Genomic DNA, 24,364 nt, shown 5'->3' with positions numbered 1-24,364 from the left:
GTCCCCTTTCCGAGGAGGGGGCGCCGCCCCGCCGTTCAGCGCCTGAGGATCCTGCGCGAGACCAGGTTCCCGAGCAGCTGCGCCGACTGCACGAGGGCGATCAGCACCAGCACGGTGACCACCATCACCGAGGTGTCGAAGCGCAAGTACCCGTACGTCATGGCCAGGTTGCCCACCCCGCCGCCGCCGACCGTCCCCGCCACCGCGGAGAAGTCGATGAGCGCGACGAGCATGAACGTCAGCCCGAGCACCAGCGGCCCGAGCGCCTCGGGGACGAGCACCGTGAGCAGGATGCGCAGCGGGCCGGCGCCCATGGAGCGGGCCGCCTCGATGACGCCCGGCTCGACGGAGAGCAGGTTGGACTCCACGATCCGGGCGATGCCGAAGGTGGCCACGATCGTCATCGGGAAGACGGCGGCGTCGGTGCCGATCATCGTGCCGACCACCGCCCGGGTGACCGGGGCCAGGGCCACGATCGCGATGATGAAGGGGACGGGGCGGATGACGTTGATGAACGTGCCCAGCACCGCGTGTACGGCCCGGTTCGGCAGTACCCCGCCCTTGCGCGTGGCGTAGAGGGCGAGACCGACCGCCAGGCCGCCGACGGTGGAGAGCGCCAGGGTGATCAGCACCATGTAGACGGTCTCGCCGGTCGCGTCGAGGACCTTCGGCCAGAAGGTGCTCCAGTCCGCCCTCACCGCGCACCCGCTTTCACACCGGCCGCGGAAGCGGAGGCGGCCGCGGACGGGGAGGTGGACGGCGACGCGGACGCGGACGGGGTGGACGGCGACGCGGACGCGGTGGCGAGGCCCGCGGCCACCGCTTCGACCGCGGCCTCCTCACCCCGCAGTTCGAGGGTCACGCTGCCCAGCGGGCGCCCGCGCACCTCGCCGACCCCGCCGTGCACGAAGGCGAAGTCGACCCCGTGCCCGCGCAGCAGCGGCGCGAGGGCGTCCATGGCCGGGACGCCGTCGACCACCGGCACGGTGACCAGGCGCCCGGGATGACGCGCGCGCAGCCGCTCCAGCAGCGGCCCCTCCGGGGCGCTGTGCAGGGCGGAGCGGACGAAGGCGGCCGTGGTGGCGTGGCGCGGGCGCGCGAACACCTCGTAGACCTCGCCGCTCTCCACCACCCTGCCCTCCTCCATGACGGCCACCCGGTCGCAGAGGCCGCGGACGACCTCCATCTCGTGGGTGATCAGCAGGATGGTGACCCCGAGCTCGCGGTTGACCCGGCGGAGCAGGGCCAGCACCTCGCCGGTGGTCTGCGGGTCGAGGGCGGAGGTGGCCTCGTCGCACAGCAGCACCCCGGGACGGGTGGCCAGGGCGCGGGCGATGCCGACGCGCTGGCGCTGTCCGCCCGACAACTGCTCGGGGTAGCGCCCGCCGTGCCCGGACAGTCCGACGAAGTCGAGGGTCTCCTCGGCGCGCGCCCGGGCGGCCGCGCGGTCCAGTCCGGCCAGGCGCAGCGGGTAGAGGACGTTGCCGAGGACGGTGCGCGAGCGGAAGAGGTTGAACTGCTGGAAGACCATGCCGATCTCCCTGCGCACGGGGCGCAGTCCGCGCTCGCCGAGGGCGGCGAGGTCCTGGCCGTCCACCAGGACGCTGCCCGAGGTAGGTTCCTCCAGGCCGTTGACCAGGCGCAGCAGGGTGGACTTGCCCGCGCCGCTGTGGCCGACGACGCCGAAGACGGTGCCCGCGTCGACGGTCAGGCTCACCCCGTCGACGGCGACGGACCCGCCGGGGAACTCCTTGCGGACGTCGCGCAGTTCGACGACCGGGGGTGCGGGGGTGCCGGGGGCGGTCACCGGGCCAGCTGCTTCGTGATGCGGCCGAGCTCGGCCTGCAGCTCGGGGGCGGGCAGCTCGATGTGGTGGGCGGTGCCGTTGCTGGTGCGGCGGACCTCGTCCTGGACGGCCTGGGAGGCGTACAGCCTCACGATCTTCTGGAAGTCCGCGTCGTCCTTGCGGTCGGCGCGGGCGGCGATGACGTTGAGGTACGGCAGGGCCTGGGGGCTCGCCGGATCGTCCTTGTACAGCGCGGTCCCGGCGTCGATCCCGGCGAGCTGAGCGACCCCGTCGTTGATGACCGCGGCGTCCGCGTCCTGGAGGGTGCGCGGGGTCTGCTGGGCGTTGACCGGGGTGATCTTGATGTGTCTGGGGTTGGCGGTGATGTCGTCGGGGGTGGCGAAGAGCCCGGCGTCCTTCCCCAGTTCGATGAGCTTCGCCTGCTCCAGGACGTGCAGGGCGCGGCCCTGGTTGGAGGGGTCGTTGGGCAGGGTGACCGAGGCCCCGTCGGGGAGGTCGGCGAGCTGCTTGTGCTTGCCGGAGTACAGGCCGAGCGGGACCACGGTGGTGGCGGCGACGGGGGTGATGTCGGTCTTGTTCGCGGTGTTCGACTGGGCGAGGAAGACCAGGTGCTGGAAGGCGTTCAGGTCGATGTCGCCGGCGCTGAGGGCCTTGTTGGGCAGCGAGTAGTCGTCGAACACGACCGTCTCGACGGTCAGGCCCTCCTTCTTCGCCTCCTTGGCGAGGACGTCCCACTCGGGGGAGTCGCCGGAGACGCCCACGCGGATGCGCTTGCCGTCCGAGGCGCCGAGCCCGCAGCCGGAGAGGAGCAGCGCGAGGGTGGCGGCGGTGGTGGTGAGGGCGAGCGCGGTACGGCGGCGCGGTGTTGCTGCAGACATCGTGGGATCCAGTGGTAGAGGAACGCGTCAAGCGAGATACCTCTGAACAGTAGGGATGGATCCCGGTATTGGCTTGCTATGAAAGATCGTATTCACGATCCTGCAATGAATCAAAGGTCATGGGTCGGAGTCTGAGGTACGGACACCTGGTGCAGGCGCAGGGCGAGCTGGAGCTCCAGGGCGCGGTCGGGCGACTGCCAGTCGGGACCCAGGAGGCGGCCTATCCGCTCCAGACGCTGCACCACGGTGTTCACGTGCACGTGCAGCACCTCCTTCGCCCGCGCCTGGCTCATCCCCGAGGCGAAGTAGACCCGAAGGGTGTGCACCAGCTCGCTGCCGCGCCGGGCGTCGTAGTCCAGCAGGGGCCCGAGCGCCGACCTGACGTACCCGGACAGGTCCGGCCGGTCGCCCAGCAGGACGCCGAGGAAACCGAGTTCGGCGAGCGTGCTGCCGTCCCCGGCCCGGCCCAGGGCGCACAGGGTCGTCAGACAGCGCAGGGCCTCCGCGTGCGCGGCGGGCAGCGCCGCCGCACCTCCCCCGGCCCGCGCCGCGCCGACCGTCACCGGGGCGCCCAGGGCCCTGGCCAGCGCCGCCGCCAGCCCGGCGGCGTCCGCACCCGTCTCCTGAGAGGGCGCCAGCAGCACCGCGTGGTCGTGGTGGACCCCCGCCAGGCCCCGGCGCTCCCGGGCCTGGTGCGCGGCGGCCGCGAGCAGGCGCGGACGCGGGGCGGTGTCGCTGTGCAGCACGAACAAGGCGTGCGGGCGGGCCAGATCGACCCCCAGCCGGCGGGCGCGCTCGGTCAGCCCCGCCGGATCCCCGGACGGGCCCAGCAGATCACCGAGCAGCTCCCCGCGGATCCGGTCCTCGGTCTGCGCGACCGACCGCCGCAGGAGCAGCAGCAGGGCCGTGACCATGGCCGCCCGTTCGAACAGCCGCCGCCCGGCCGCGTCCAGACCGGGCCGCCCGGTGAGGGTCACGCTGCCCAGGAGCTCGGGGCCGGCCAGGACGGCGCACACCCAGCTCCCGTCCGCGGCGACGGCCCGGCCGCTGGTCCGGGAGGCGGTCACGGCCCGGTCGGGCGGCGCCGCGGCACGGGTCCGCGAACGGGCCAGCTCCACGCCCTCGGCGTCGTGGACGAGCGTGCCCCCGTCGAGGAGCGCGCCGATGGCCGCCGCCACCTCGCCCAGGTCCCCGCCGCGCAGCACCAGGCCCGTGAGCCGGTCGTGCGCCTCCTCCGCGCGGCGCAGCGCGTCACTGTTCTCCTGGATGGTGCGGGAGGCGACCCCCAGTTCGGCCAGCGCCCGCCGGGTCTCCTCCAGCAGCCGCGCCCCGTCGATGGCGATGGCCGCGTGGTCGGCGAGCGAGGACAGCAGCGCCACCTCGCGCGGGCCGAACTCGCGCGGGCTGCGGTCGGCGGCGAACAGCACCCCGATCACCCGGGCGCCCAGCCGCAGCGGCACCCCCAGGATGGCGTGCAGGTCCTCCTCGCCGACCGCGCTGTCGATGGGCCCGGTGTGCCGGAAGCGGGGGTCACGCTGGTAGTCGCCGGTGGCGTAGGGGCGGGCGGTCTGCGCGACCAGCCCGCCCAGCCCCTCGCCCATCCCGAGCCGCAGCTGCTGGAACGCCGCCGACACCGAACCGTCCGTGACCCGCATGAAGGTGTCGCCGGCCGCCTCGTCGTTGAGGGAGAGATAGGTGACGTCGGTGTGCAGCAGCTGCTTGGCCCGGTGGGTGATGGCCCGCAGCACCGAGTCCAGGTCCCGCAGCGCCGCCAGGTCACCCGCCGTGTCGAACAGCGCGGTCAGCTCCGCCTCGCGCGTGCGGTGCTGGGCCAGCGTCCGGTGGATCTCCAGGGCCACCCCGGTGGCCTCCTCCAGGGCGGCCACCTCGGCCGCGGACGCGCCCGCCGCGCGCGCGGCCGCGGCCGGCCGGGAGAACTCCTCGGCCGGCGCGCCCTGGGCCAGCAGCCCGAGCAGCTCCCGCAGCCCCGCGTCGCTCACGCCGCCGAGCATACGGGGCCGCCCCTCAACGCCCGCTCGGGGTACCGGCCGTGGCCACCGGTGCGGCCCTCCGCGCCCCGGTGAGACTGCGGCCCCTGGTCTCCCGGGCGGCCACGGCGGCCACCGTCGTGACCAGCGCCGCCGCGCACAGGTACACGGACACCGGAACGGACGAGCCGTAGTCCTTGAGCAGTTCGACGGCGACGATCGGCGCGAGCGCCCCGCCGAGCAGCGAGGCCAGCTGGGAGCCCATCGACGCCCCGGAGTACCGCACCCGGGTGTCGAACATCTCCGAGATGAACGCCGCCTGCGGCCCGTACATCGCCCCGTGCAGCAGCAGCCCCGCCGTGACGGCGACGGCGATCACCGCGAAGGACCGCGAGTCGAGCAGCGCGAAGAACGCGAACGCCCACACGGCCATCCCGACCGACCCCACCAGCGTCACCGCCCGCCGCCCGATCCGGTCCGACAGCGCACCCCACAGCGGGATCGTCACGAAGTGCACCGCCGAACCGATCAGCACCGCGTTGAGGGCGTCCGACTTGGGCAGGTGCAGGTGCACGGTGACGTACACGAGCAGGAAGGCGGTCAGGACGTAGTACGAGACGTTCTCCCCGAGCCGCACGCCGATCGCCGTCACGACCTCCCGCCCGTGCACCCGGAACACCTCGAGCACCGGCGGCCGCTGCTTGTGCCCCGCCGCCTCCTCGGCCTCCGCCCGCGCCCGCGCCTCCAGGAACGCCGGCGACTCCGACACCGAGATCCGGATCCACAGTCCGACCATCACCAGCACCCCGGACAGCAGGAACGGCACCCGCCAGCCCCAGGCGAGGAACGCCTCGTCCGACTGCACGGCTGCCAGCAGCGCCAGCACCCCGGTGGCGAGCAGGTTCCCGCCGGGCGCCCCGGCCTGCGGCCAAGAGGCCCAGAACCCCCGGCGGCGGTCGTCCCCGTGCTCGGCGACCAGCAGCACGGCCCCGCCCCACTCCCCGCCCAGCGCGAACCCCTGCACCAGCCGCAGCAGGGTCAGTAACACGGGCGCGAGGGCGCCGACGCCGGCATGCGTGGGCAGCAGCCCGATGGCGAAGGTGGCCCCGCCCATCATCAGCAGACTCACCACCAACAGCCGCTTGCGCCCGACCCGGTCCCCGAAGTGCCCGAACACCACCCCGCCGAGCGGCCGCGCGGCGAACCCGACGGCATAGGTGAGGAACGCCAGCAGGGTCCCGACGAGGGGGTCGTCGGCCGGGAAGAACAGGGTGTTGAAGACGAGGGCGGCGGCGGATCCGTAGAGGAAGAAGTCGTACCACTCGATGGTGGTCCCGATGAGGCTGGCGGCGACGATCCTCCGTATGCCGGACGGACTCGTTCTGCTCGCTGCTGCGGAGACCATGTGCACCACTTCCAGGGGGTCTGCGGGGACGTCGGGTGTCGCCACAACGTAGAAGTCCCCAGGTCAACGGCATATGTGGCAGACCATCACAATCCCAGCCCACCTTGTGTGCCACATCACCACTCACCAGCCGCTGGCTCATTTTCGCCCACGGAGGGGCCCCTTCCGTATGGCGCCGGATTTGCAGAATTCCGCCCGTTTTGGAAGGCCGGTGCTGACTCCCGTGCTGGTTCGGTGCTGACCAAAAGCCCACGTCATCCCACCTCATCCCCCCTCCCGTGCTGGTTCGGTGCTGACTACGCAGCGTTGAACTCCGACCTTCGGCGCGCATCGGGTCCGCAGCCTGCCGCTGCGACGCCGAGTGTCAGCGGGTGGTGAGACGCTTGAGCACCGGCATAGGAGGCGCACTCACATGGCGATCGATTGGGACCACCTCACCCAGCCTCGGTTCGACCGCATCGTGGAGGCGTTGGTGCACCGGCTCTACGCCGAGGACGCCGAAGTGGAGGTGATGAACGGGCGCGGCGGCGACGGCGGCATCGACATCAAAGTGAGCGTGGACGGCCGTGTGTGGATCTACCAGCTGAAGTACTTCCCGGACGGCTTCCCCGGCTCGTACCAAGGTCGCAGGGCGGGCATCAAACGGTCGTTTCAGAAAGCCGTGGAGCACGACCCTGATGACTGGGTGCTGGTCGTCCCCTGTGCGCTAACGCCGCAGGAGCGCGCCTTCGTCAACAACCTCGGCACCGGCGCCGAGCGGCCGCGTATCCGTGTCCTGGACCGGGCCTGGCTGGACGACAAGCTGGCCCTGCACGCGGACCTGGAGAGCTCGTTCATCCGGGACGATTTGAGGGAGGCGGCGCGCGACTACAGGGCGGAACTGGCGTTCCTGGCGGGCGGGACCGACGACATCGCCCAACGGGTTGGTGCTCTGGGCCGGCGGATCGACCGCCTCGATCTGCACTGGTCCATCGACGTCGCCTATCGTAACGGCGCCGTAGTGCAGACCCTGCGGCCGAAACACCCCCGTGCGCAGCAGGTGAGCCCGATCTACTTCACCGTCCGCGGCCACCTGAGGGACGCCGATCCGGGTTTGGCGGCGGCGGTGCGGCGCGTCGTGGGATTCGGCACGGCCGAGGAACTCGTCCTCCCCGCGTCAGCCATCGAGGAGCTCAGCGTGCACGGCCCCGATTGGCTCCACCTCGACGGAGAGAACGCCGAGGTGCGGATGGCACCGGTGTCGCCCGCACCAGGCGAGGGCCAGAGTGCCGAGCTGGTCTTCCTCGACGATGCCGGGAAGGTGCGATCGGCGCACGAGGGGACTGTGCGCGCCCACGGCAAGGGCCAACTCGGCAGCAGCCTCGACCTTGCGTTCACCGGCTTCCGGCTCACGATCTACCACGCCGACGACGCAGGCGTACCGACAGCGGCGAACTGCGACGTCGACTTGACCGGGCTATCCTGCTCCGACGCGCTCCAGGCACTCGACATCTACGATCTGGTCTTGGAAGGAAGCGCCTTCCACCTCCGCCTCAATGGCCAGGAGCTGGCTTCAGGCGCATTCCCCGGGGCCGCTGTCACCCGTGACGACATCGAACGGCTCGCCAGGCTCCGGCTGACCGTGGAAGACCTGCACGTCGTCCAGCAGCACGCATGCCACTACTTCTCCGTCCCCAGCGAGCTACGGCCGGCCGACCGCGTACTACTGCGCATCGCCCGACTCCTCATCGAGGGACACTGCGTCGCCAACCCGTTCCTCGCCAGCCTGACCATAGAACTCAACGGCCAGGACTCCCCAGCCCTGCGCGCACTCCTGATGGGCGAAGGCGCGGCCAACAGAGCACTGCTGCCGACCTTCAACCTCCCGCTCGCCGACCGCGAGCTACCGCTCGGTCCCGTCCACATCTACCACCCCCACGTCCGGGCGGAAGACGCCGAACAGGTCCTGCACGCCTTGGCCGCGGGCCACGCGGAGGGGCAGAAGGTCACGCTCCGCCCCGCTGACGGAGAGTCGTACCGGCTCTACTTGGCCCGTCCCGGCGACGCCACCGACCTCAGCACCCTGACACCCACACCACTGGCGATCCCCGGCCCCAGTTCCCGCACATCCTGAGACTGCAGGCCAGCAGGTTCTTCGTGTGCTGGTGGTACACGCCTCGCATGGCCGCTGACCAGCGGAAACGGCCACGATTCGACCCGGCTGCAGGCGGCTGGTCCGCGTATGGCCCGGATCTTGGTCGGCGCGGAGTGGGTCCCTGCCCGATGGCCCGTGGCGGCGGCGAGCCGGCACACAAACGAGGGGCGGGCCGACAGGGCTCCACGGAGCATGCCTCGATCCAACGCGCTACGAGAGAGTGAATCGCTAGGGCTTGGACAGCGGAGCGGGCAACCCACCGGTTGAAGAACTTCCACGCTGGACCGGCCACGAGACGTGCGGCTGCGTCTTCCCCCGCACAAGCTCTCTGACTGCGCCCGGCCGGCCAGCCGCAGGCTGCGGCCCATCGCGCTATCACCGTGACCACGCCACTGCCGCGTGTTTCTACAGTGCGGCTGCCGCTGCGAAGCACCCGAAGGCTCTCGAGCGGATGTCATGGTACAGCGAAGGACGAGGTCACCATCAGCGCGCCGAGGACCTGGCATACGCAGCAGCGGCGGCCGGGAATAGCCACGCCCTGCACGGGCTCGGGTTAACCCATCACCGACGTAGCGGAATGGATGGGGCACAAGTCCATCGAGGAGACGTATCGAACCTATCGGCCCCTGATGCCGGGGAACATCACCAAGGCTGCCCGGATTCTGGATGCCGGCCTCGGAGAAGCAGCGTGACACGCCTCTGGAAGCCGCTCCCGACCTCGACGGGGAGGAGTGGGCCGGGGCAGGTCGGACGAGCGCCTTGCGACTTCGCGGCGGTCCAGTTTCGGCGGGCGCCAGGAACCTTGATGCGGCCGAAAGCGCGGATGAAGACGCGGCTGGCCTTTAACCCATCCGCCATGACGCTGGACTGCCGACCGCCGATATAAGTGCGCACCATGGCGGCACCGCAGCCCTTCAGCCGTGCGGAGCTGGCCGACGGGCCTGACCCAGCAGAGCGGCGTGCCGATTACTCCGGGCTAGGGCTGATGGTGCCTCGGCAGCCCAACTTCGGGTATCGGCGGAGAGTCGCCGGTCATGGGCCATAGCGGCGAGCGTCTGCCTTGTGCTTCCTGAGCAGGAGGGATCAAGGACCAGCAGCAGTAGCGCGGCCTCGACTCGGTCGGGTTCCAACAGGGCCCTGTTCCGGGCAAGCGTGGCGAGCACCTGTTCGGCTTGCTCGATGGCACCGACGGTGGCGAGTTCTCTTGCGATCTGGATGCTCAACAGAGGCGGCAAGATGTGGTGATTTGCAGCTAGAGCCTGCAAGGTGCACAGCGCTGTAGGGAGGTGCTGCGGACCGTACTTGTATAGGCGGCGTGCTGCGAGGGCGCGCGTCGTCGGAGGCTCGGATTCGGTGTCGGCCAAGGTCGTTAGGAGCGCCGCTGCTTGAGCTCCAGAGCCTTGCCAATTCAGGTGATTGATGAGGTCTATGGCACCAAAGCGATCAGCCGCGGTTTCCGATGTCCGAACTCGGCTAGACAGCAGGGTTTGGGTGGCCTCGTGCAAGTCGGGCCCGAGCAGGGCGATGCCCTCCAGAAGCCCAGACCACTGCCGCCGGTCCGTTGAGCCTCGTAGTAGCCGTACAAGATCGCGGCAAAGGCGGGCTCGGGCGGAGGGGCCGAGACTGGCCAGCTCGGCCACAACCAGCTCCGTGGGGAGTCCGACCGAACCAGACTCCAGACAGGTGCGCAGGAATGCCTCGGACCGATCACGTACTGTCGAGCTGATACATGCGACCTCGGCGGCGAAAGCCACTGCCCCCTGGGGTGGCTGTTGGGCGTCAAGCCTGTCGAGAACGTTCAGGACGACTGATTCGTAGTCCGGCCCGGCGCCGAGGCGGGCAAGGAGGCTGGCCGCTGCCATTCGGTGCGTGTCGGATGCCGCAGCGGAGCTCGCTATGTGTCCCGCACAGGGCCCTGCCTCCGCCCGATTGTGACTGGCGAGGACTGCGGTCACGGCAAGCGCTTGCGTAGAGCCAACCTCCGTACGAAGCGCAACCTCCTTCAATATGCGGGCCATTTCCTCACGGTCACCGCGCGAGCCGGTCCCCAGCAGGACGCTGGCTGCATTGCACCAGCTTTCGAGTACGCCATCCAGCGAGCCGAGGGCCCTACGCTGCACGTAGCCCACCGCTTCCGCTCGGTATTGGCGGCCCAGCCAGAGGACATTCGTGGTCACCATGTAGGGGTCGGCTGTGCAGCGCTGGGTGAGGAAGGTGGCCGCAGCATCGGCGTCGATGCTCCGGACCGACATCAGAATGTCTTGCCTGCATAGATTCGGTAGGCGCGAGTCCAGCAGAATGCGGCAATGCTGGGCGACCACCTGCTCGCGTAGCCCTGGTTGGTACGAGGCCGCGACCTGCAGCAAGAATCGGACGACGTTCACGTCCCAGATGGCCATCGGCCCAGTCAGTAGCCGCAGCCCGGCCAGCTGGTGCTCAGGCTGAGCTCGCAGCAGCAGCGCGGCCAGGACGGCTCGCTGTGGATGGCTGACGAGAAGGCCGGGTCGGTCATCCATCTGGTGTTGGTGACCAGTGACGGCTTCCAGGAGCCGTATCACCGATGCCGCGTGCGCGGAATGTAGAGGCGCAGGTCGGGTGCCGAGCCACTTCGCGAGCCGCGACCATGCGCTTGCAGCCTGACGTGCGCCAGGTGGGGACTGCCCTCGCAGGATGCAGAACAAATCTGCGGCCACCGCCCGGACTGCTGCTGCGGCCACCTTTTCTTCATCCGCCGTCGGAGAGAGAGACAGAAGCGCAGAGATGTCGACGGGCAGGTCCAGGAGACCTGCCTCGGCGGACCATGGCACCACCTGATCTGAGTCGCGAGGGGACTCCATGAAGCCCGGCGGGGTGCTCAAGTCCTCTGCATATTCCTCCTCGATGGATAGGTCTGCTGGAATCGGGCGTAGATCGATGGGTGAGGGGCCGGCGGCTGGCCTGTGAGGTAGCGAGATCCACCCGGGGGCGTCGCTCAGTAGCTGCTCGGCCATGTTGCGGTGATGCTCGTGGAGGAACGCCTCGTCCTGTGACAGGAAAGTGAGGCTTTCCCTCGCTGCCGGCAAAGCGCCTGCAAACTCCAGTGCTTGAGCCGCCCGGACACGTACTGCACCCGCGAGCTGTGGATCGCAGGCGAAACGGCGGAAAAGGGCGAGGCCGCGGGATCTATGCGGCTCGCCCGAGCGCAGTAGATCGTGCACGGCGGCCTCGCGCACGACGTCGGGCAAGGCCGCGTTCTCCGCAGCGCCGTGGATCACTCGTTGGAGGGGATGATCAAGGCTGCGCAGCAGACTCAGTGCACCGACCACTTGGTTACTGATCACTTGGTTTACAAACCGGCCGTTGCCGCCGCGCAATGCCCGCCACAGCCAGAAGTCGAAGGTGCGAGCCAGGGCTTCATGCTGACCTGCTGTCGCCCGAACACCACGTGAAACCAGTGCGGCAGCGAGCTCCCGGGCGATGTCGTTACCCGCGAGCAGCCAGTCGAGAAGTTCAGAGGCGTCGCTATTGATCAGTGCTCTGTGGAGGATCGTCCGCTGCGCTGTGAGATCCCCGTCCGTGCACGCAAGGCTGAGGGTTTTCCACCAAATCGGATCGTCGGGATCGAATCGGGACGGAAGGCGGCGGGCGTCGAGTAGGTCGCAGATGTGCTCGGCAAAGGTGTGGTGGGCAAAGATGAGACCTTCGCCGTCTGGCAGCAGCAACCCGGTGGACGTGAGAACTGAACCAACGATTTCGGCCCAGTCCGCTGGTGCCGGAGTGGGAGTGATGCCCCGGTCGGCCAGCCATTGGAGGGCTTCGGACAGCAGAGACCGGGCTTTCAGGGCCAGCGGTGCAAGGTGTTCGATCAGTGCGACTCGTGCTTCGACCAGTTCCTGAGCCAGCTTCTCCGCCATCGGTCGGCCAGCGAGCCGGGACTGCGTGTCACTGAGTAGCTGGCGGGCTCGGGAGTCGTACAGATGGGAGAAGTACCGTTCGTACAGGTCGAAGCGGCTTGCGGGAAGAGGCTGGCTGGGCGCCTCAGCGAACACAACTGCTGCGACCGTGGCAAGGAGCGGGACGGATGCCTCCTCCTCGAGCCGGGATGCGGCCAGCTCGCGAAGGAATGACTCGGCAAGATCCACGTCATCCGCGAACCAGGAATGTGCGAACTGGGCGCGCTGATGATGCTGGAAAGGCTCGATGGCGTAATGCGTGAGCTCCTTGTCACTGTCCCAGGTTCGGCGTTCGTCGTCAGGTAAGGGACGGCTGGTGATCAGAACGTGGTACTCGCGCTCCTCCTCCATGAAGACCCGTAGGCGTTCGATTAGGTCGGCGCGATCTGCTCGCGAGGTGACCTCGTCCAAGCCATCGATGACCAAGAGCCAGCGCGATCCCGGCACGCGCCGTTCCAACAGTCGCGGATCGAGGTCGCGTGCCAGGAACCTCACAAGGCTCGCCCCGAGGGCATCTGACACCGCGGAGAGAAGGCGCATTCCGGGACGGGCTGCCAGATCCCTCGCCAGTAACCGGACGGGCAGGAGGGTAGCGGCAGCGGCGCCATCCCTTGGCAGCACGACGGCTCGGGTCGCTAATTGAAGGGTCAGAGTGGATTTTCCGGAACCTGCAACGCCCGTCAGGAACAGGTGCCGGTGTGTGGCAAGGGCCTCTTCGATTGTCTTCGGTCTCAGGACCACGGGGTCGGGTGCCGCGCCGGCATGCTCGGGGTCGGTGGCCAATGCCGCAGCGGCATTATCGGATGTGGACACCTGCTGGCGTACGTAGACCGCCGAGGGATCACGGCCGTGGAGGCCGACAGCACGATACGGGAAGGCTCGCGCCGCACTGCGCTGTGCGTTGAGCAGGGACTGCACGTCGGCAGGAAGGAGACGTTGCTTTGGACTGTGTGCTAGGCAGCGCTCGGCGATGATGTCTGCCCGGATCGCGTAGCTCTGCCGGGTGATGTCCGCCGTGGTCAGCCGACTGTATGGCAGCGAGTGATGTGCGCTGACGAGAATCCCGACGACTGCCTGCAGCTTTCTGTCCCACAGAGGGCTGCCGCTGTAGCCGGGCTGGACGGCATGTCCCGTGGGGGCGCCGCTGAGGACCAGCCAGTCGTCAGCCACTGCGGACACGTGCACCCGAACAACGGAGGTCGGTTCGCCGCTGCCGAACCAGCTCCATGCCGACTGTCCGAGGGATGGAGCTGCGAGGCGCACTGGCCGTACTTGCTTGGGTAGCGCGTCAGTCACCCGGAGCGTGGCAATGTCTCCACGCCATCGTCTCTCCGTGCCAGAGAGCGTCCCTTCCTCATCGCGGAGAGAACGTGCCGGCCACCATCCGGTCACATGGGCGGAACAGCGTTGGCCGGGAACGGACGGAAAGGCCACGGTCACCGAGTCGGAAGTGGGCTTGTCGCTCGCGAACTGATGCCTGCCCAATGCCATGTTGATGACATGGGCGCAGGTGAGGACGGACACGACGGCGTTCTCGTCGGTGACCAAAACGCCGCCGCCGACTACAGCGCCGTCCGGTTTCAGGAAGGAGACGAAGGCGGTGCGCAGGGAATCATCCGCGGAGACCGGATACATGGCGTCCGCTTCCGTTTCATTCAGCGACGGAGGTGGTGTTGCGGTCGTCGTCGCTGAGTCGCCACGTGGCAGAGACGTTGAAGCTGGCCTCGCCGCCACTCACCACGGCCAGTTTCAGACCGGCGGTCAGCTTGACGCCGAACTCGACTGTCAGCTCCTCGGGCTTCCGTGGCAGACTCCTGACCTGATCGTGCAAACCTGAGAGGACCGGGACCAGTGGAGCGAACGCCTCGCTAAGCGTCCTGCCTGCCTGCTCGACAATGCGGGCACCGAGGCCGACTGCCTCGACCCCGGCGCTGCCGGGGAGCTGGTATTCGGCATCGATGCCGACCTTGGTTTCGTCGGTAGGCCAGACCTCGATGAGCACGGCTTGTCCGTCGGGAAAGTTGAACTCGACGAAGTCGGACATCGTTTCCCCCAAGTGACGCAGCAGCCGTTTGTGGGCTCGTGCCGACGTGGTTCGCCGCTACCAGCCGCGACGGCATAGCCTACCTCGTAGCAAGGTCTGCTCTGCGTAGGACTACTGCAACTGCTGGACGGCCGTGGCCGGTTCGGGGATGCCGCCGAAGCGAGGTGAGAGCAGCGCCACGCTGGGGTCATGCGTGGCATCGAGAGAGTTCCGGCGCGCAGGGCTCGTGGCGAGTCGTGATCCGGACGTGCATCGTGGGCTACTGAACTGTTTGCGCGGACTGGCGAGCCCGTATGCTGTTCTGTCGGGGTGTCAGGTCCTGCGGGCGGGCCGGGGCGCTGCTGAGACTCGATCGGACCTGGACTCGTCGAGGGCTTCGGGGAGCTTCTCGGCTGTGTTGGCACGGCTGTGGTGTTGGAGCCATGCCATTCGTCCGCGTGGGCCTGGAGGACTTCGTCATGTAGGCCCCGAGGTCAGCCCCGCGACCTGCGGTTCTGTGCCGTCAAAGGGCGCTGACCTGCGAGGATACGTCTTTCAGGGGCTTTCACGGGCTTCCCTGTTTATGCCGCTCAAACTCCCCACGGACTCCCCGGGCGGCAGGCAAACTCCCCAGCCGCTCCCCACTAGAGCGGCTGGGGGGCGGGGTTGTTCCGCCGACGCCAACCCTTCTAGGCCGCCCCGAGGCCGCAGAGCCCGGCGAGGGTGCTCGGAGACAGACTGCTTGTGAATCCTGAGTCGGGTAGCCGACGCAGGATCGCCTGCCAGAGTTCCGGCTGCAGGCGGGAGTGGGGTCCCTCTGGTGTGGCCCGGAGATCGAGGATGGCCGTCTTGCCGACGTCAACCAGGACGAACTGCTGGTCGCCGCCGTAGGTTTCGTCGGTGTCACCGCGGAACCGAGTGAGATGCAGAGGCAGACCGAACGTCGGGTCCGTGAGGGCGGCGACGATGTGGTGTGGCCCGGGCCCCTGTCCGCGCACGTGGGAGGATCGCAGGACCAGCCGTGCCACGTCGGAAGCGCCGCCGTAGCCATCAAGGAGGAACGTGTTGGACACGGTGTGCAGAAGGGCGGCTCGGCGCAGGAGCCCGCTGCCGAGCCAGGCGCCACGCTGCTGGACCTGCGTGAAGTGGTCGCTGCGGCCTTCCCATTGAGCCTGATGCCCACGCTCGGCATCTGTCCATGCTTTCGGTGAGGACTTCCAGCACAGGAGCGTGGCGTCCGGGTCGATCCACTTGTCGAGCATCATCGCGATGACGCTGCGCCAGAGTCTCGCCGGCAGGCCGGTCAGTCGCAGTCGGGCCGGCTCGCCGAGCACGCGCAGTTCAATTGCCGTCCGATCTCGCTGCGTGATGCGAAGCCCAGGTACACCGTGGACCACGTTGTCCGATACGTACGCGGGGAGGAGGTTGAAGAGGATTTCGGCCGCCCGCTCCTCACTCTCTACGCGCAGGGCAATGCCTTCAGGCTCTGGGTGCACCGTGGTGATGCCGAGGGGATAGCGGGTGTAGACGTTCCGGAACTCCAGGAGGCCGAGAAGCGCGCGCGCCTCAAAATGCTGCTGAGTCGGCGAAGCGGCCGAGGGGATCGGGGGCCCATCGGGCTCAAGCGACTCAATCGCCCGGCAGGCCTGTTGGACGCTCTCCCCTGTGTAGAGGCGTCGGAGCAAGGAAACGTCTTGGTGCATCGCGCTCATGGGTCTCCTGAACGTCTCGGCCCAGGACGTGCGGAATTGAGATCCGAAAGGATGCGCGGGGGGCTACTGGGGACCGGTTCACCCGAGCGTGGAGAGAAGAAGGGCCGATGCATCTCCGGGGAGCGGTGGTCAGCCGCAGCAGAAATCTAGCGGGCCTCGGAGTCGACGGGTGCCTGCGTGGCGATTCCGGAGGCGCCTTTCACCCGGATGGGGGCCAGTGCTTGCGTTGTCCGCTACGGCTCGTCTACCGTCCGGTCCGGGTGAGGGAACCCTCGTCGTGCGCCTGTACGGATCGATGGCGCAGCGTGTCGAAAGCCCCAGGTGCCCTCCAGTGTTCTCCCGTACCGTGCATGACTGTCGTTCTCGCTGGCAGCAGCTCTTTCCCGCGCTGGGATCCGGCAGCGCACGAAGGAGACTGTCGGGCCCAAGAGCGAAGTGGTCGACCTGTGCCGCCGCTACACAGGGGAAACCTGGGCCGGCGCCAAGGAACGCATTGATCGGCTTCCAGAAGGAAGCCCCCTCATCCCCTCCGCCCGAGGCGATCAGGCGTTCCTCGAAGGACAGGTCCTGCGGGCCTTGTTGGAGTACCACGTACACCACCCGACCGCTTCGCATCGTGCGAGTCATCCCAGACGAACGGCGTCCCGTCATCCGCTTCGCGGCAGACTCCGACCCCGAAGGCCTGGCCGAGCTGATCGCCTGGGGGCTGTTCTCGTCCGGTGGCAAGGACGACCTTCGCGGGATTAGCGGTCTACGCGTGCTCGGCGCCGGCCACGGCAGGCTCGACATCGGACTCCACGGAACTACGGCAAGCCTCCGGCTCGAAGGTGTTCCCGGTCGGGCCTGGAGCCAGGCAGAAGAGATCAGGCACCTGACCGCGGCTGAGCACGGAGAATCGTCCCCCTGCAGGTATCCGGGTCTGACGCCGGAGGAACGGGCTTTCGCGCACGAGCACCGCTGGCATGAAGAAGCCTGGCGGGAGGCAGCAGCCCTCGGAAGTGCCCTGCTGCGCAGGCTGCCGATGTTCCGTTCCGCAGCCAACTGGCTGGACATGGCCGGCTTCACCAAGCACACCAGCACCTACGGATTGCGTCTCACCTTTGCCCGTGCACGCTGGACGGACCACGACGTGATCATCGAGCACCTGACGCACCCGCTTTGTGGAATCGCGGTCAAGGAGGACATGCGCACCTGTGCCTGCGCGTACGGGGAGCGAGGATGCCGAATCTGGTTCGACGGCCCTGAAAGAGCATCAGGGCGCCTCGACTTGCAGATGACGGATGCCTGCGACGACTGCGAGGTCGCCGAGTACAACCAGGTACTCGCCTTCACAGGCAGCCCGAGCGGCGAAATCGTAAAAGTAACCGGCAGCCTGCCGGGCATGACTGCCGAGTGCACCCCGAACTGCCACGGACGCCATGACACAGTCGCACGCCTACGTCGGGTGGCCGCGAGCCGCCGGGAAGAGCTCAACCGTTTCCGGCGGGGGACTTTTGACACCGAGGTGTCCGCCGCGTTCAGCGGCGCGTCGGTGTCGTGGGACGCGGGCGTCCCCGACGGGGCGGAGGTAGCCTCACGCCTTCTTCACAAGCCCGAAGACGCTGATGGAAATAATCCGATCACCGTCTGTCGTTGCAGCCCCGTAGCCGAGGAAGGGAAGGTGTCGGGGCTGAGACTGTTCAACCTCAAGGGTGACGTGACGGAGGTCGTGCCGCGGCTCGCCGAGGTCGAGGCCGATGTGCAGTACCTCGTCGAGGCGGCCTGCATCCTTGTCGACAAGCCATGGCAACACGGCAGCGGGGCATCCGTAGACCTGTGCACGCTGTCCCTGCTCCTGTTCGCCCGGACACATGGCGGCGACCGCGTACCCCGGGACGTGCCGGTCACCGAGCTGCGTGAGGCCCTCTCCGGGCCGGCGGATCGGGAGCCGCGGATCGTCGACGAGATCGACCGAGCACTAACCGAGACCGGGCAAGGCTACGACCCCGCCGGTCGGCGGAGCACACCCCTGTGGAGCATCTTCAACGAGGCCCACGACCAGTACGGCGGGCGCATCGGCGCCAGCCTCCTCGCCGACGATATCGAGCCTCCCGGCCCCGGCCCCGGCCCCTCCCCGATGCGGGCCGCAGCCGCACGCCTCGCCCAATTCCTCGACGCGTACCCGGAGCAGGCCCGCGAGCAGGCCATTGCACCGGCGGTCGCACCCGGCCCCCTCATCATCGAGTCCGACCGGATCCAGATCGTGACCGCCAAGAGCCTCAGACCCCTCCGCGGCTCGCAGGACGACCCGGTGCGCATGGTGCGCGTCGACGGCCCCGAGGCGACCCTCGAGTGCGAGCAAGGGCATACCTCGGGGCACTGGGAGCTTGAGGCTGCGCGGGTGAGGATGGCTGCCGCCCAGGCAATGGGGGCCTATCCTTCCGTACAGGGGAAGCACCAGCTCCAGGAACTGCTGGTCGGCTCGACGCAGCTGCCCCGGCACAGCGATCCAAGGCAAGCCAACTGGTTCCTGAGGGAACCGGAGCACCCGATCGTCGGGCGCGACGACATCTTCGCGCGAATCAACCGTCTGATCGACGAGCGGAGCTGACCGACGACCGATGCGACGGCGGCAGGCGCGGCACCTTCGAGGCGCTCCAGCCCGCAGCGGGCGCCTGGTGGAGTTTGAGCCAGTCTGCCCGGAAGCCAGGGTTCGCGTTTGGCCCGGCCGCTAGGTTCTCCGGCAGGGGTATAGGCCCGAGCAGGAGGTTTTCGTGCAGCGCTTCACGCCGCGGTTCCAGGGCAGGCCATGGACCGAGGGGATGGACGTCCTGCATGTCTACCTCACGCCTCGCGCGGGCACGGATGGGGCCCTCTTGGACCTTGCCCATGCCTGCAGGCCTGCGCTCCTGGACTATCCCATCGATCCCGCATGCCCGGCGCGCGCCGGCGACCCGGGCACCTTGCACGTCACCCTGGAGATGGTCGCGGACGCCCCTGCTACAGACATCGGGGTTGACGAGCGCCACGACTTGGTCCAGGCCCTCCGTAGTGCTGTTGCCGACGTGCCTGCGTTCACCACCGAGATCGGGCCCCCGATCGCGAACGTCGCCGGGGCCGTCTTCGACGTGTGGCCCGATGGCGAAGCCTCTGCCCTCCAGGACAGAGTCCGCACCGCGATCCGCACCGCCCGAGGTGACGCGGCCCTCCAACACGACACCGGACGACTCCATATGTCGCTGGGGTACGCCAACCCTTGGGAGTCGCATCAGACGGGAGCAGTCGAGCCGCCTGGCAGGCCCGAGACTGACCGCCGTCGACTCCGAGGAGCGTACACCCTGACGTCCTGACCTGGCCCTTTGAACACTTCTCCCATCTGATGCAAGATATGCCCATCAGGCGGGAGAAGGGTCTTCGGCGTGGTGTGTACGGTCGGTCTGGCCGGGTCGGCCCGGTTGGAGCTGGTCTCCGGGGTCGTCCAACTACGTCCTGAGGACGCCATGTTCGAGGCGATGCTGCGTGGTTGGCGCAACCAGCAACGCGCCCGCCGCCTGCAGGCGAAGACGATCAGCGACCGGGAGAACCTGATCCGCCGCTTCCTCGGGTTCGTCAACGACTACCCATGGCAGTGGGCGCCGGTCCATATGGACGAGTGGTCCGCCCAGCTGGCGGCCGAACAGCGCCTCGCGCCGTCGTCGGTGCGCAACTACCAGGGCACGGTGCAGCTGTTCACCGAATTCCTCACCGACCCCCGCTACGGGTGGGCAGCGGCGTGCGAGGAGGCGTTCGGCACGCACCCGGTGGCGATCTGCCACGAGTGGAACACCCTGCCGCACCTTCAGGGCTACGAGGGCGACCCCGAGGCAAGGCCGTTCACCGTGAGGAACTCCAGGCGTTCCTCGATTACGCCGACGACCAGGTGGAGCGGGCGGTCCGGGCGGGCCGCAAGGGCGCGCTGGCCGCCTACCGGGACGCCACCTTGTTCAAGGTGCTCTACGCCTGGGGGCTGCGCCGCACTGAGTGCTGTCGGCTGGATCTTGTCGACTTCGGCCGCAACCCGAACGCTCCTGGCTTCGGTGGCTACGGCACGCTCCACGTTCGGTACGGGAAGGCGAAGCGGGGCCAGCCGCCGCGGCGGCGCAACGTGCTGTCGGTGATGGCCTGGGCCGTGGAGGCGGTCGGGGACTACGTGCTCAACGTCCGCCCGAGGTTCGGCTTCCCCGGGCAGCGGGCGCTGTGGGTGACCGAGCGGGGCGGAAGGTTGCAGCCGGCTTCCGTGAACGAGCAGTTCGCCGCCTACCGGGACGCCCTGGGTCTGCCCGCGGAACTGGTCCCGCACTCGCTGCGGCACTCCTACGTCACGCACCTGACCGAGGACGGGGTGGACCGGATGTTCATCCAGCGGCAGGTTGGCCACGAGAATGACAGCTCGACCGCGATCTACACCCACGTCAGTGACGACTTCATGAAATCAGCCCTGCAGCGCGCTCTCGCGCCGGCGTTCTTGTGAAGCCGTCTGTGGAGGAAGGGAGTTGTGATGGCCAACGCCAAGCTCGACTACCGCTGGCACCTGCGTACCGTCATGGCCACCAGGGGCCTGTTCCACACCAGCGACCTGGTGCCGTTGCTCGCCGAGCGGGGCATCCAGTTGTCCACCAGCCAGGTCCACCGGCTGGTGGCCGAGCGCCCGGAGCGGCTGAGCCTGAGGATCCTGATGGCGCTGCTGGACATTCTGGAGTGCCGGATGGACGAGCTGATCGAGCCGGTGACCGTCCAGGGGGCGGCCGTCCGGCCGGTGAAGAAGGCCGCGGCGGGCGGCGGGCCGGCGCCGGAGGCGGGGCTGGGGGCGTTGCGGCCCAGGCGGGCCCGGATCACGGGAGGCGGCTGATGGACGAGGACCTGGAGTTGGAGCGGTTGGTCGAGGACGACCCGCTCGGTGCGGTCGTCCACCAGCTCGCGCGGATCGAGCGCGGTCTGCCCGCCGAGCGGATCCGCGAGGTGGCGGGGCAGGTGCTGGGCGGGCCGGCGACCCGGCGCCGCGTCGCCCGGGAACTGCGCGACAACCCACAGGTCATGGCCACCGGCCGCTCGCCGTCGATCTGGTCGGTCGGCAAGCTGCTGGCCGCGCTGTCGAAGGCCGGCGCCCAGCAGTTGTCGGCGCCGCGCTGCTGCGACTGCGGGTGCGAGACGCGCACGCCCGCCAGCCGCCGGGGAGGGCTGTGGGCCTGCGGCAGGTGTTCCCGCCCGAAGGAGCGGTGCGTCCGCTGCGGCACTCCTCGCTGCTCCGCGTGCCCGCTGGAGGAGGACCCGACCGCGGAGCTGGTCGACCTGGTGGCCGCGCTCGATCCGGCGCTGGGTCGTGCGGAGGTCGAGCGGGCCCTGGCCGGCTGCTCGCAGCGCGCCTCGGTATGGCGCCGGGTGTGCTGGGCGGTCCTGGACCGGCCCGCTCTGCTGACCGGCGACGGCCACCTCGCACCCACGCCCACCGTCCTCGCCTTCCTCGGCGCCCTCGCCGACGCTGGCGGAGGCGTGGTGAAGCGGCCTTGCTGTGCCGGCTGCGGGACGAGCGAGTACCTGCGGGGCCGACGGGAAGGGCCGTGGATCTGCTCGCGCTGCGAGGAACAGCGCCGCTCCCAGGAGTGCTCGCGCTGCGGGAAGACACGCAGGATTTGCACACGTGACGACGCAGGGCCGGTGTGTGGGCAGTGCTTTCGTAACGACCCGGCCAACCGGGAGGCGTGCACCGGCTGCGGACAGCGCAGAGTCATCAAGTCCCGTGCGGACGGCGGCCGGTGGTGCCATCGCTGCAGCCCGCACGAGGCCCGGCAGTGCTCCATGTGCGCTCAGGCAGCCCGGTGCACGATCTCGCGCACCACCGGCGCCCCGTGGTGCCGGAGCTGTCGCTCCCGCTACATCCGCTGCTCCACCTGCGCCGAGGTCGCGCCGCTCAAGGGCGGCACCCTGGCTGTCCCGCTGTGCGCCCGCTGCGTCAACCCCGACCCCGGGTTCTGGGACCGCTGCCCGACCTGCCAGGTGACGTGGCAGTTCGGCACCGAGCCCTGCCAGCGGTGCGCGGTCGACAAGGTAGCCGGCCAACTCCTCGGCCCAGAGGGCCAGACGGGACACCTGGCGCCGCTGCGGCAGGCGCTCGTCGCGGTCGAGCGCCCCGACCACGCCATGGCCTGGTTGTCGAAGCCGAATGTTCGCACCCTGCTGGCCGACCTGTCCCGCGACCCTCGACCTGTCAGCCACGAGGTCCTCGACGCCCTCCCACCGGGCAAGACCGTCCACCACCTGCGGGCCCTGCTGACGGCCACCGGCCTCCTCCCGGCCCGCGACGAGCACCTGGCCGCCCTGGAACGCTGGGTTCAGGAGAAGACCGCCATCCTCACCGATCCGGGGCAGCGGCGGATCCTGCACGGCTACGCGACCTGGCACCACCTGCGCCGACTGCGCCGAAGGACCGAGGCAGCGGCGACGACCACCGCGCAGGACCAGAACGTGCGGGTGCACGTCGCCGCCGCCGTCCAACTCCTAAACCACCTCACCGACCGCGGTCTGACCCTCGGCTCCTGTGCCCAGGGCGACTTGGACGATTTCCTCGTCCACCACGCCACCTACCCCTCCCGCACCGCGAACTTCGTCCGCTGGGCACTGACCCACCGCCATGCCCACGACCTGTCCGCCCCCGCCACCCGCTGGCAGGGCCCCTGTGGCCCCCATGACGAGGACCGCCGGTGGGCGATCGCGCGCCGACTGCTGCACGAGGACGGCCCGGCGGTCGCCGACCGCGTCGCCGGCCTGTTCCTGCTGCTGTACGCCCAGCATGCCAACACCATCCGGCTGCTGACCACCGCACGCCTGCACCGCGACGGGCAGACACTGATGGTCCGGTTCGGCGACCGCCCGATCCACTTGCCCGCCCCGTTGGACGCCCTGGTGGAGGAATTGCTTGCCACCCGGCGCGGCACCGGCCTGCTGAACGACCCCGGCGCCTGGCTGTTCCCCGGGCGGCTGCCCGGACAGCCGCTCAGCGCCGACCAACTCGTTGCCCGGCTGCGCGCTCTTGGAGTGAGGCCGCGCCAGGACCGCGCCACTGCGCTGTTCACCCTCGCCCGCCAGGTACCCGCGGCGGTCCTGGCCCGCATGCTCGGCATCCACCGCCAGGTCGCCGTGCAGTGGCAGCAGGCCGCCGCTGGCGACTGGACCGCCTACGCCGCCGATGTCGCCACTCGCTCCAGCGGCCGTGACCCGGGCACCGGACGGCGCCGCCGCTCACTGGACCGTGCCGCCGAGGGGGATCGCCGCGAGGTGTTCCCAGGTGATCGTCTTCGCCGTCGCGTCCGCGGTGACGTCGACGAGGTGGACCTCCTCCACCCGCATCGGCGCGTGGCCGGGTCGCACCTGGTTGCGCAGCACCCGCTGGACTTGGTCGGGGCCTTCGTCCTGGGGGTGTGGCAGGACCGGCGGCGTGGGTAGGCCCAGGGACGAGAGGCCCGGGCACCGGTACGGGCTGCTGTTGTGGGGGTAGTTGTGGCGCAGGTCGTCGTGGTGCACGGAATCTTCAATCATGTCCCGGGTGCGTCGCCGGAGCGGGCGGCGGAGCAGCGGTTGGCGCCGCTGCGGCCGCGGCTTGCGGAGAGTCTGGGCCGGTTGGGTGTCGTGGCGCCTGAGATGGCGATGGCCTACTACGCGGACCTGCTGCGTACGGATCTGCCCGAGCAGGCGCAGTCGGCGGGCGCGGGGGCGGACTTCGAGAGCCTTGGTCCGGGGGAGCGGGTGGTGGTGGCCGAGTGGTTGGAGGCGGCAGGGGCGTTCGCTCCGGAGGATCCCCAGAATGTCGGGCTGGCGCCGCTGCGGCAGCTGCTCAGCTGGATGGTCCGCGAGCGCGGCTCACGCCTGACGCGGGTGATGCAGGAGCAGACGATCCGCCGTCTGGAGCTCGCGATCGTGGCGAATCTCCGCGAGGCGGAGGCGTACACCGCGTGGCCGCAGCGGCGTCCGCTAGTGCGGGAGCGGGTGGCGGAGGTGATCCGGCGGGAGGCTCCGTCGGTGGTGATCGCGCACTCGCTCGGCTCGTACGTCACCTACGAGACCTTGCACGCGCACCCCGAGCTGGAGGTCGAGCTGCTGGTGACCGTCGGCTCCCCGCTGCGCGTGCCCGTGCTGGCCCGGCGGCTGGACCCGCCGTTGCGTGCCGGTCGCGGCGCGAAGCCGGCCGGGGTGGGCCGGTGGGTGAATCTCGCCGACTTCGGCGACCTGGTCGCCGTGCCGCCGAAGCTCGAAGTGGTGTTCCCCGTCGACGCGGACGAGCCCTGCGACACCGGGATCGGCTTCCACGGGTTCGGCGGCTATCTCGCCAACGGGCTGCTCGCGTCCGCCGTCGCGCCGTACATTTCGTCCTGACGCCACTTCAAGTCGCGCATCGGCCCGGGCCGTGTTCACACGCTCGGTACCGGCGAGCCGGGGCAAGAGGTACAAGGGGCTGCCCGGTCGAGCGCCGGTG

General features: G+C 69.4%; 15 protein-coding genes and 1 pseudogene. 8 read left to right on the top strand and 8 right to left on the bottom strand.

Features of this window, described 5'->3' with window-relative positions; genetic code table 11:
- Positions 1-35: 35 nt before the first annotated feature.
- From B4U46_RS03570 to B4U46_RS03550, 5 genes are all read right to left on the bottom strand, one after another.
- Positions 36-698, bottom strand: coding sequence for a methionine ABC transporter permease (locus B4U46_RS03570; RefSeq protein WP_079423999.1), 663 nt, complete (start codon positions 696-698; stop codon positions 36-38).
- The gene (locus B4U46_RS03565; RefSeq protein ID WP_079423997.1) at positions 695-1,807 is read right to left on the bottom strand and encodes a methionine ABC transporter ATP-binding protein; all 1,113 of its coding nucleotides are present in this window, start codon (positions 1,805-1,807) and stop codon (positions 695-697) included. The genes B4U46_RS03570 and B4U46_RS03565 overlap by 4 nt, the downstream gene beginning before the upstream one ends.
- Positions 1,804-2,685, bottom strand: a complete 882-nt coding sequence (locus tag B4U46_RS03560; protein WP_079423995.1) for a MetQ/NlpA family ABC transporter substrate-binding protein — start codon at positions 2,683-2,685, stop codon at positions 1,804-1,806. Before B4U46_RS03560 ends, B4U46_RS03565 begins: the two co-directional genes overlap by 4 nt.
- A gap of 110 nt (positions 2,686-2,795) precedes the next feature.
- Entirely contained in the window at positions 2,796-4,697 is a 1,902-nt protein-coding gene (locus B4U46_RS03555) for a helix-turn-helix domain-containing protein (protein ID WP_079423993.1), read from the bottom strand.
- 13 nt (positions 4,698-4,710) lie between these two features.
- Positions 4,711-6,078, bottom strand: coding sequence for an MFS transporter (locus B4U46_RS03550; RefSeq protein WP_079423991.1), 1,368 nt, complete (start codon positions 6,076-6,078; stop codon positions 4,711-4,713).
- 412 nt (positions 6,079-6,490) lie between these two features.
- Here B4U46_RS03550 and B4U46_RS03545 point away from each other — a divergent pair, with 412 nt between their 5' ends.
- Together B4U46_RS03545 and B4U46_RS38885 are read left to right on the top strand one after the other, a co-directional pair.
- The gene (locus tag B4U46_RS03545; protein WP_079423989.1) at positions 6,491-8,191 is read left to right on the top strand and encodes a hypothetical protein; all 1,701 of its coding nucleotides are present in this window, start codon (positions 6,491-6,493) and stop codon (positions 8,189-8,191) included.
- Positions 8,192-8,769: 578 nt separating this feature from the next.
- Positions 8,770-8,904, top strand: a pseudogene (locus B4U46_RS38885) (integrase); the annotation flags it as partial.
- Between the two features lie 222 nt (positions 8,905-9,126).
- On the opposite strand, the gene B4U46_RS03540 reads toward B4U46_RS38885, so the two are convergent.
- From B4U46_RS03540 to B4U46_RS03530, 3 genes are all read right to left on the bottom strand, one after another.
- Entirely contained in the window at positions 9,127-13,779 is a 4,653-nt protein-coding gene (locus B4U46_RS03540) for a serine protease (protein ID WP_079423987.1), read from the bottom strand.
- 16 nt (positions 13,780-13,795) lie between these two features.
- Positions 13,796-14,188, bottom strand: a complete 393-nt coding sequence (locus B4U46_RS03535) for a CU044_2847 family protein (RefSeq protein WP_079423985.1) — start codon at positions 14,186-14,188, stop codon at positions 13,796-13,798.
- 668 nt (positions 14,189-14,856) lie between these two features.
- The gene (locus B4U46_RS03530) at positions 14,857-15,879 is read right to left on the bottom strand and encodes a hypothetical protein (RefSeq protein ID WP_079423983.1); all 1,023 of its coding nucleotides are present in this window, start codon (positions 15,877-15,879) and stop codon (positions 14,857-14,859) included.
- A gap of 493 nt (positions 15,880-16,372) precedes the next feature.
- On the opposite strand from B4U46_RS03530, the gene B4U46_RS38880 reads away from it, so the two are divergent.
- The 6 genes from B4U46_RS38880 (at position 16,373) to B4U46_RS03500 (ending at position 24,264) form a co-directional block, all read left to right on the top strand.
- Complete coding sequence (locus B4U46_RS38880) at positions 16,373-18,469, top strand: hypothetical protein (RefSeq protein WP_237292595.1); 2,097 nt, start codon at positions 16,373-16,375, stop codon at positions 18,467-18,469.
- Positions 18,470-18,632: 163 nt separating this feature from the next.
- Positions 18,633-19,208 (top strand): 2'-5' RNA ligase family protein, encoded by a 576-nt coding sequence (locus tag B4U46_RS03520; protein WP_079423979.1) that lies wholly within the window; start codon positions 18,633-18,635, stop codon positions 19,206-19,208.
- A 569-nt stretch (positions 19,209-19,777) separates the two neighbouring features.
- A complete protein-coding gene (locus B4U46_RS40275) occupies positions 19,778-20,368 on the top strand; it encodes a tyrosine-type recombinase/integrase (protein WP_311736951.1) in 591 nt (196 codons plus the stop codon).
- A 27-nt stretch (positions 20,369-20,395) separates the two neighbouring features.
- Entirely contained in the window at positions 20,396-20,746 is a 351-nt protein-coding gene (locus B4U46_RS03510; RefSeq protein WP_079431537.1) for a helix-turn-helix domain-containing protein, read from the top strand.
- Entirely contained in the window at positions 20,746-23,337 is a 2,592-nt protein-coding gene (locus B4U46_RS03505; protein ID WP_079423977.1) for a hypothetical protein, read from the top strand. The genes B4U46_RS03510 and B4U46_RS03505 overlap by 1 nt, the downstream gene beginning before the upstream one ends.
- 54 nt (positions 23,338-23,391) lie before the next feature.
- Positions 23,392-24,264, top strand: coding sequence for a hypothetical protein (locus B4U46_RS03500; RefSeq protein WP_123995870.1), 873 nt, complete (start codon positions 23,392-23,394; stop codon positions 24,262-24,264).
- Positions 24,265-24,364: the final 100 nt, after the last annotated feature.

This window comes from Streptomyces katrae, assembly GCF_002028425.1.
GTDB lineage: Bacteria > Actinomycetota > Actinomycetes > Streptomycetales > Streptomycetaceae > Streptomyces > Streptomyces katrae_A.
The sequence above is the reverse complement of the archived record's forward strand: the minus strand, read 5'-3'. Positions and strand labels throughout refer to the sequence as shown.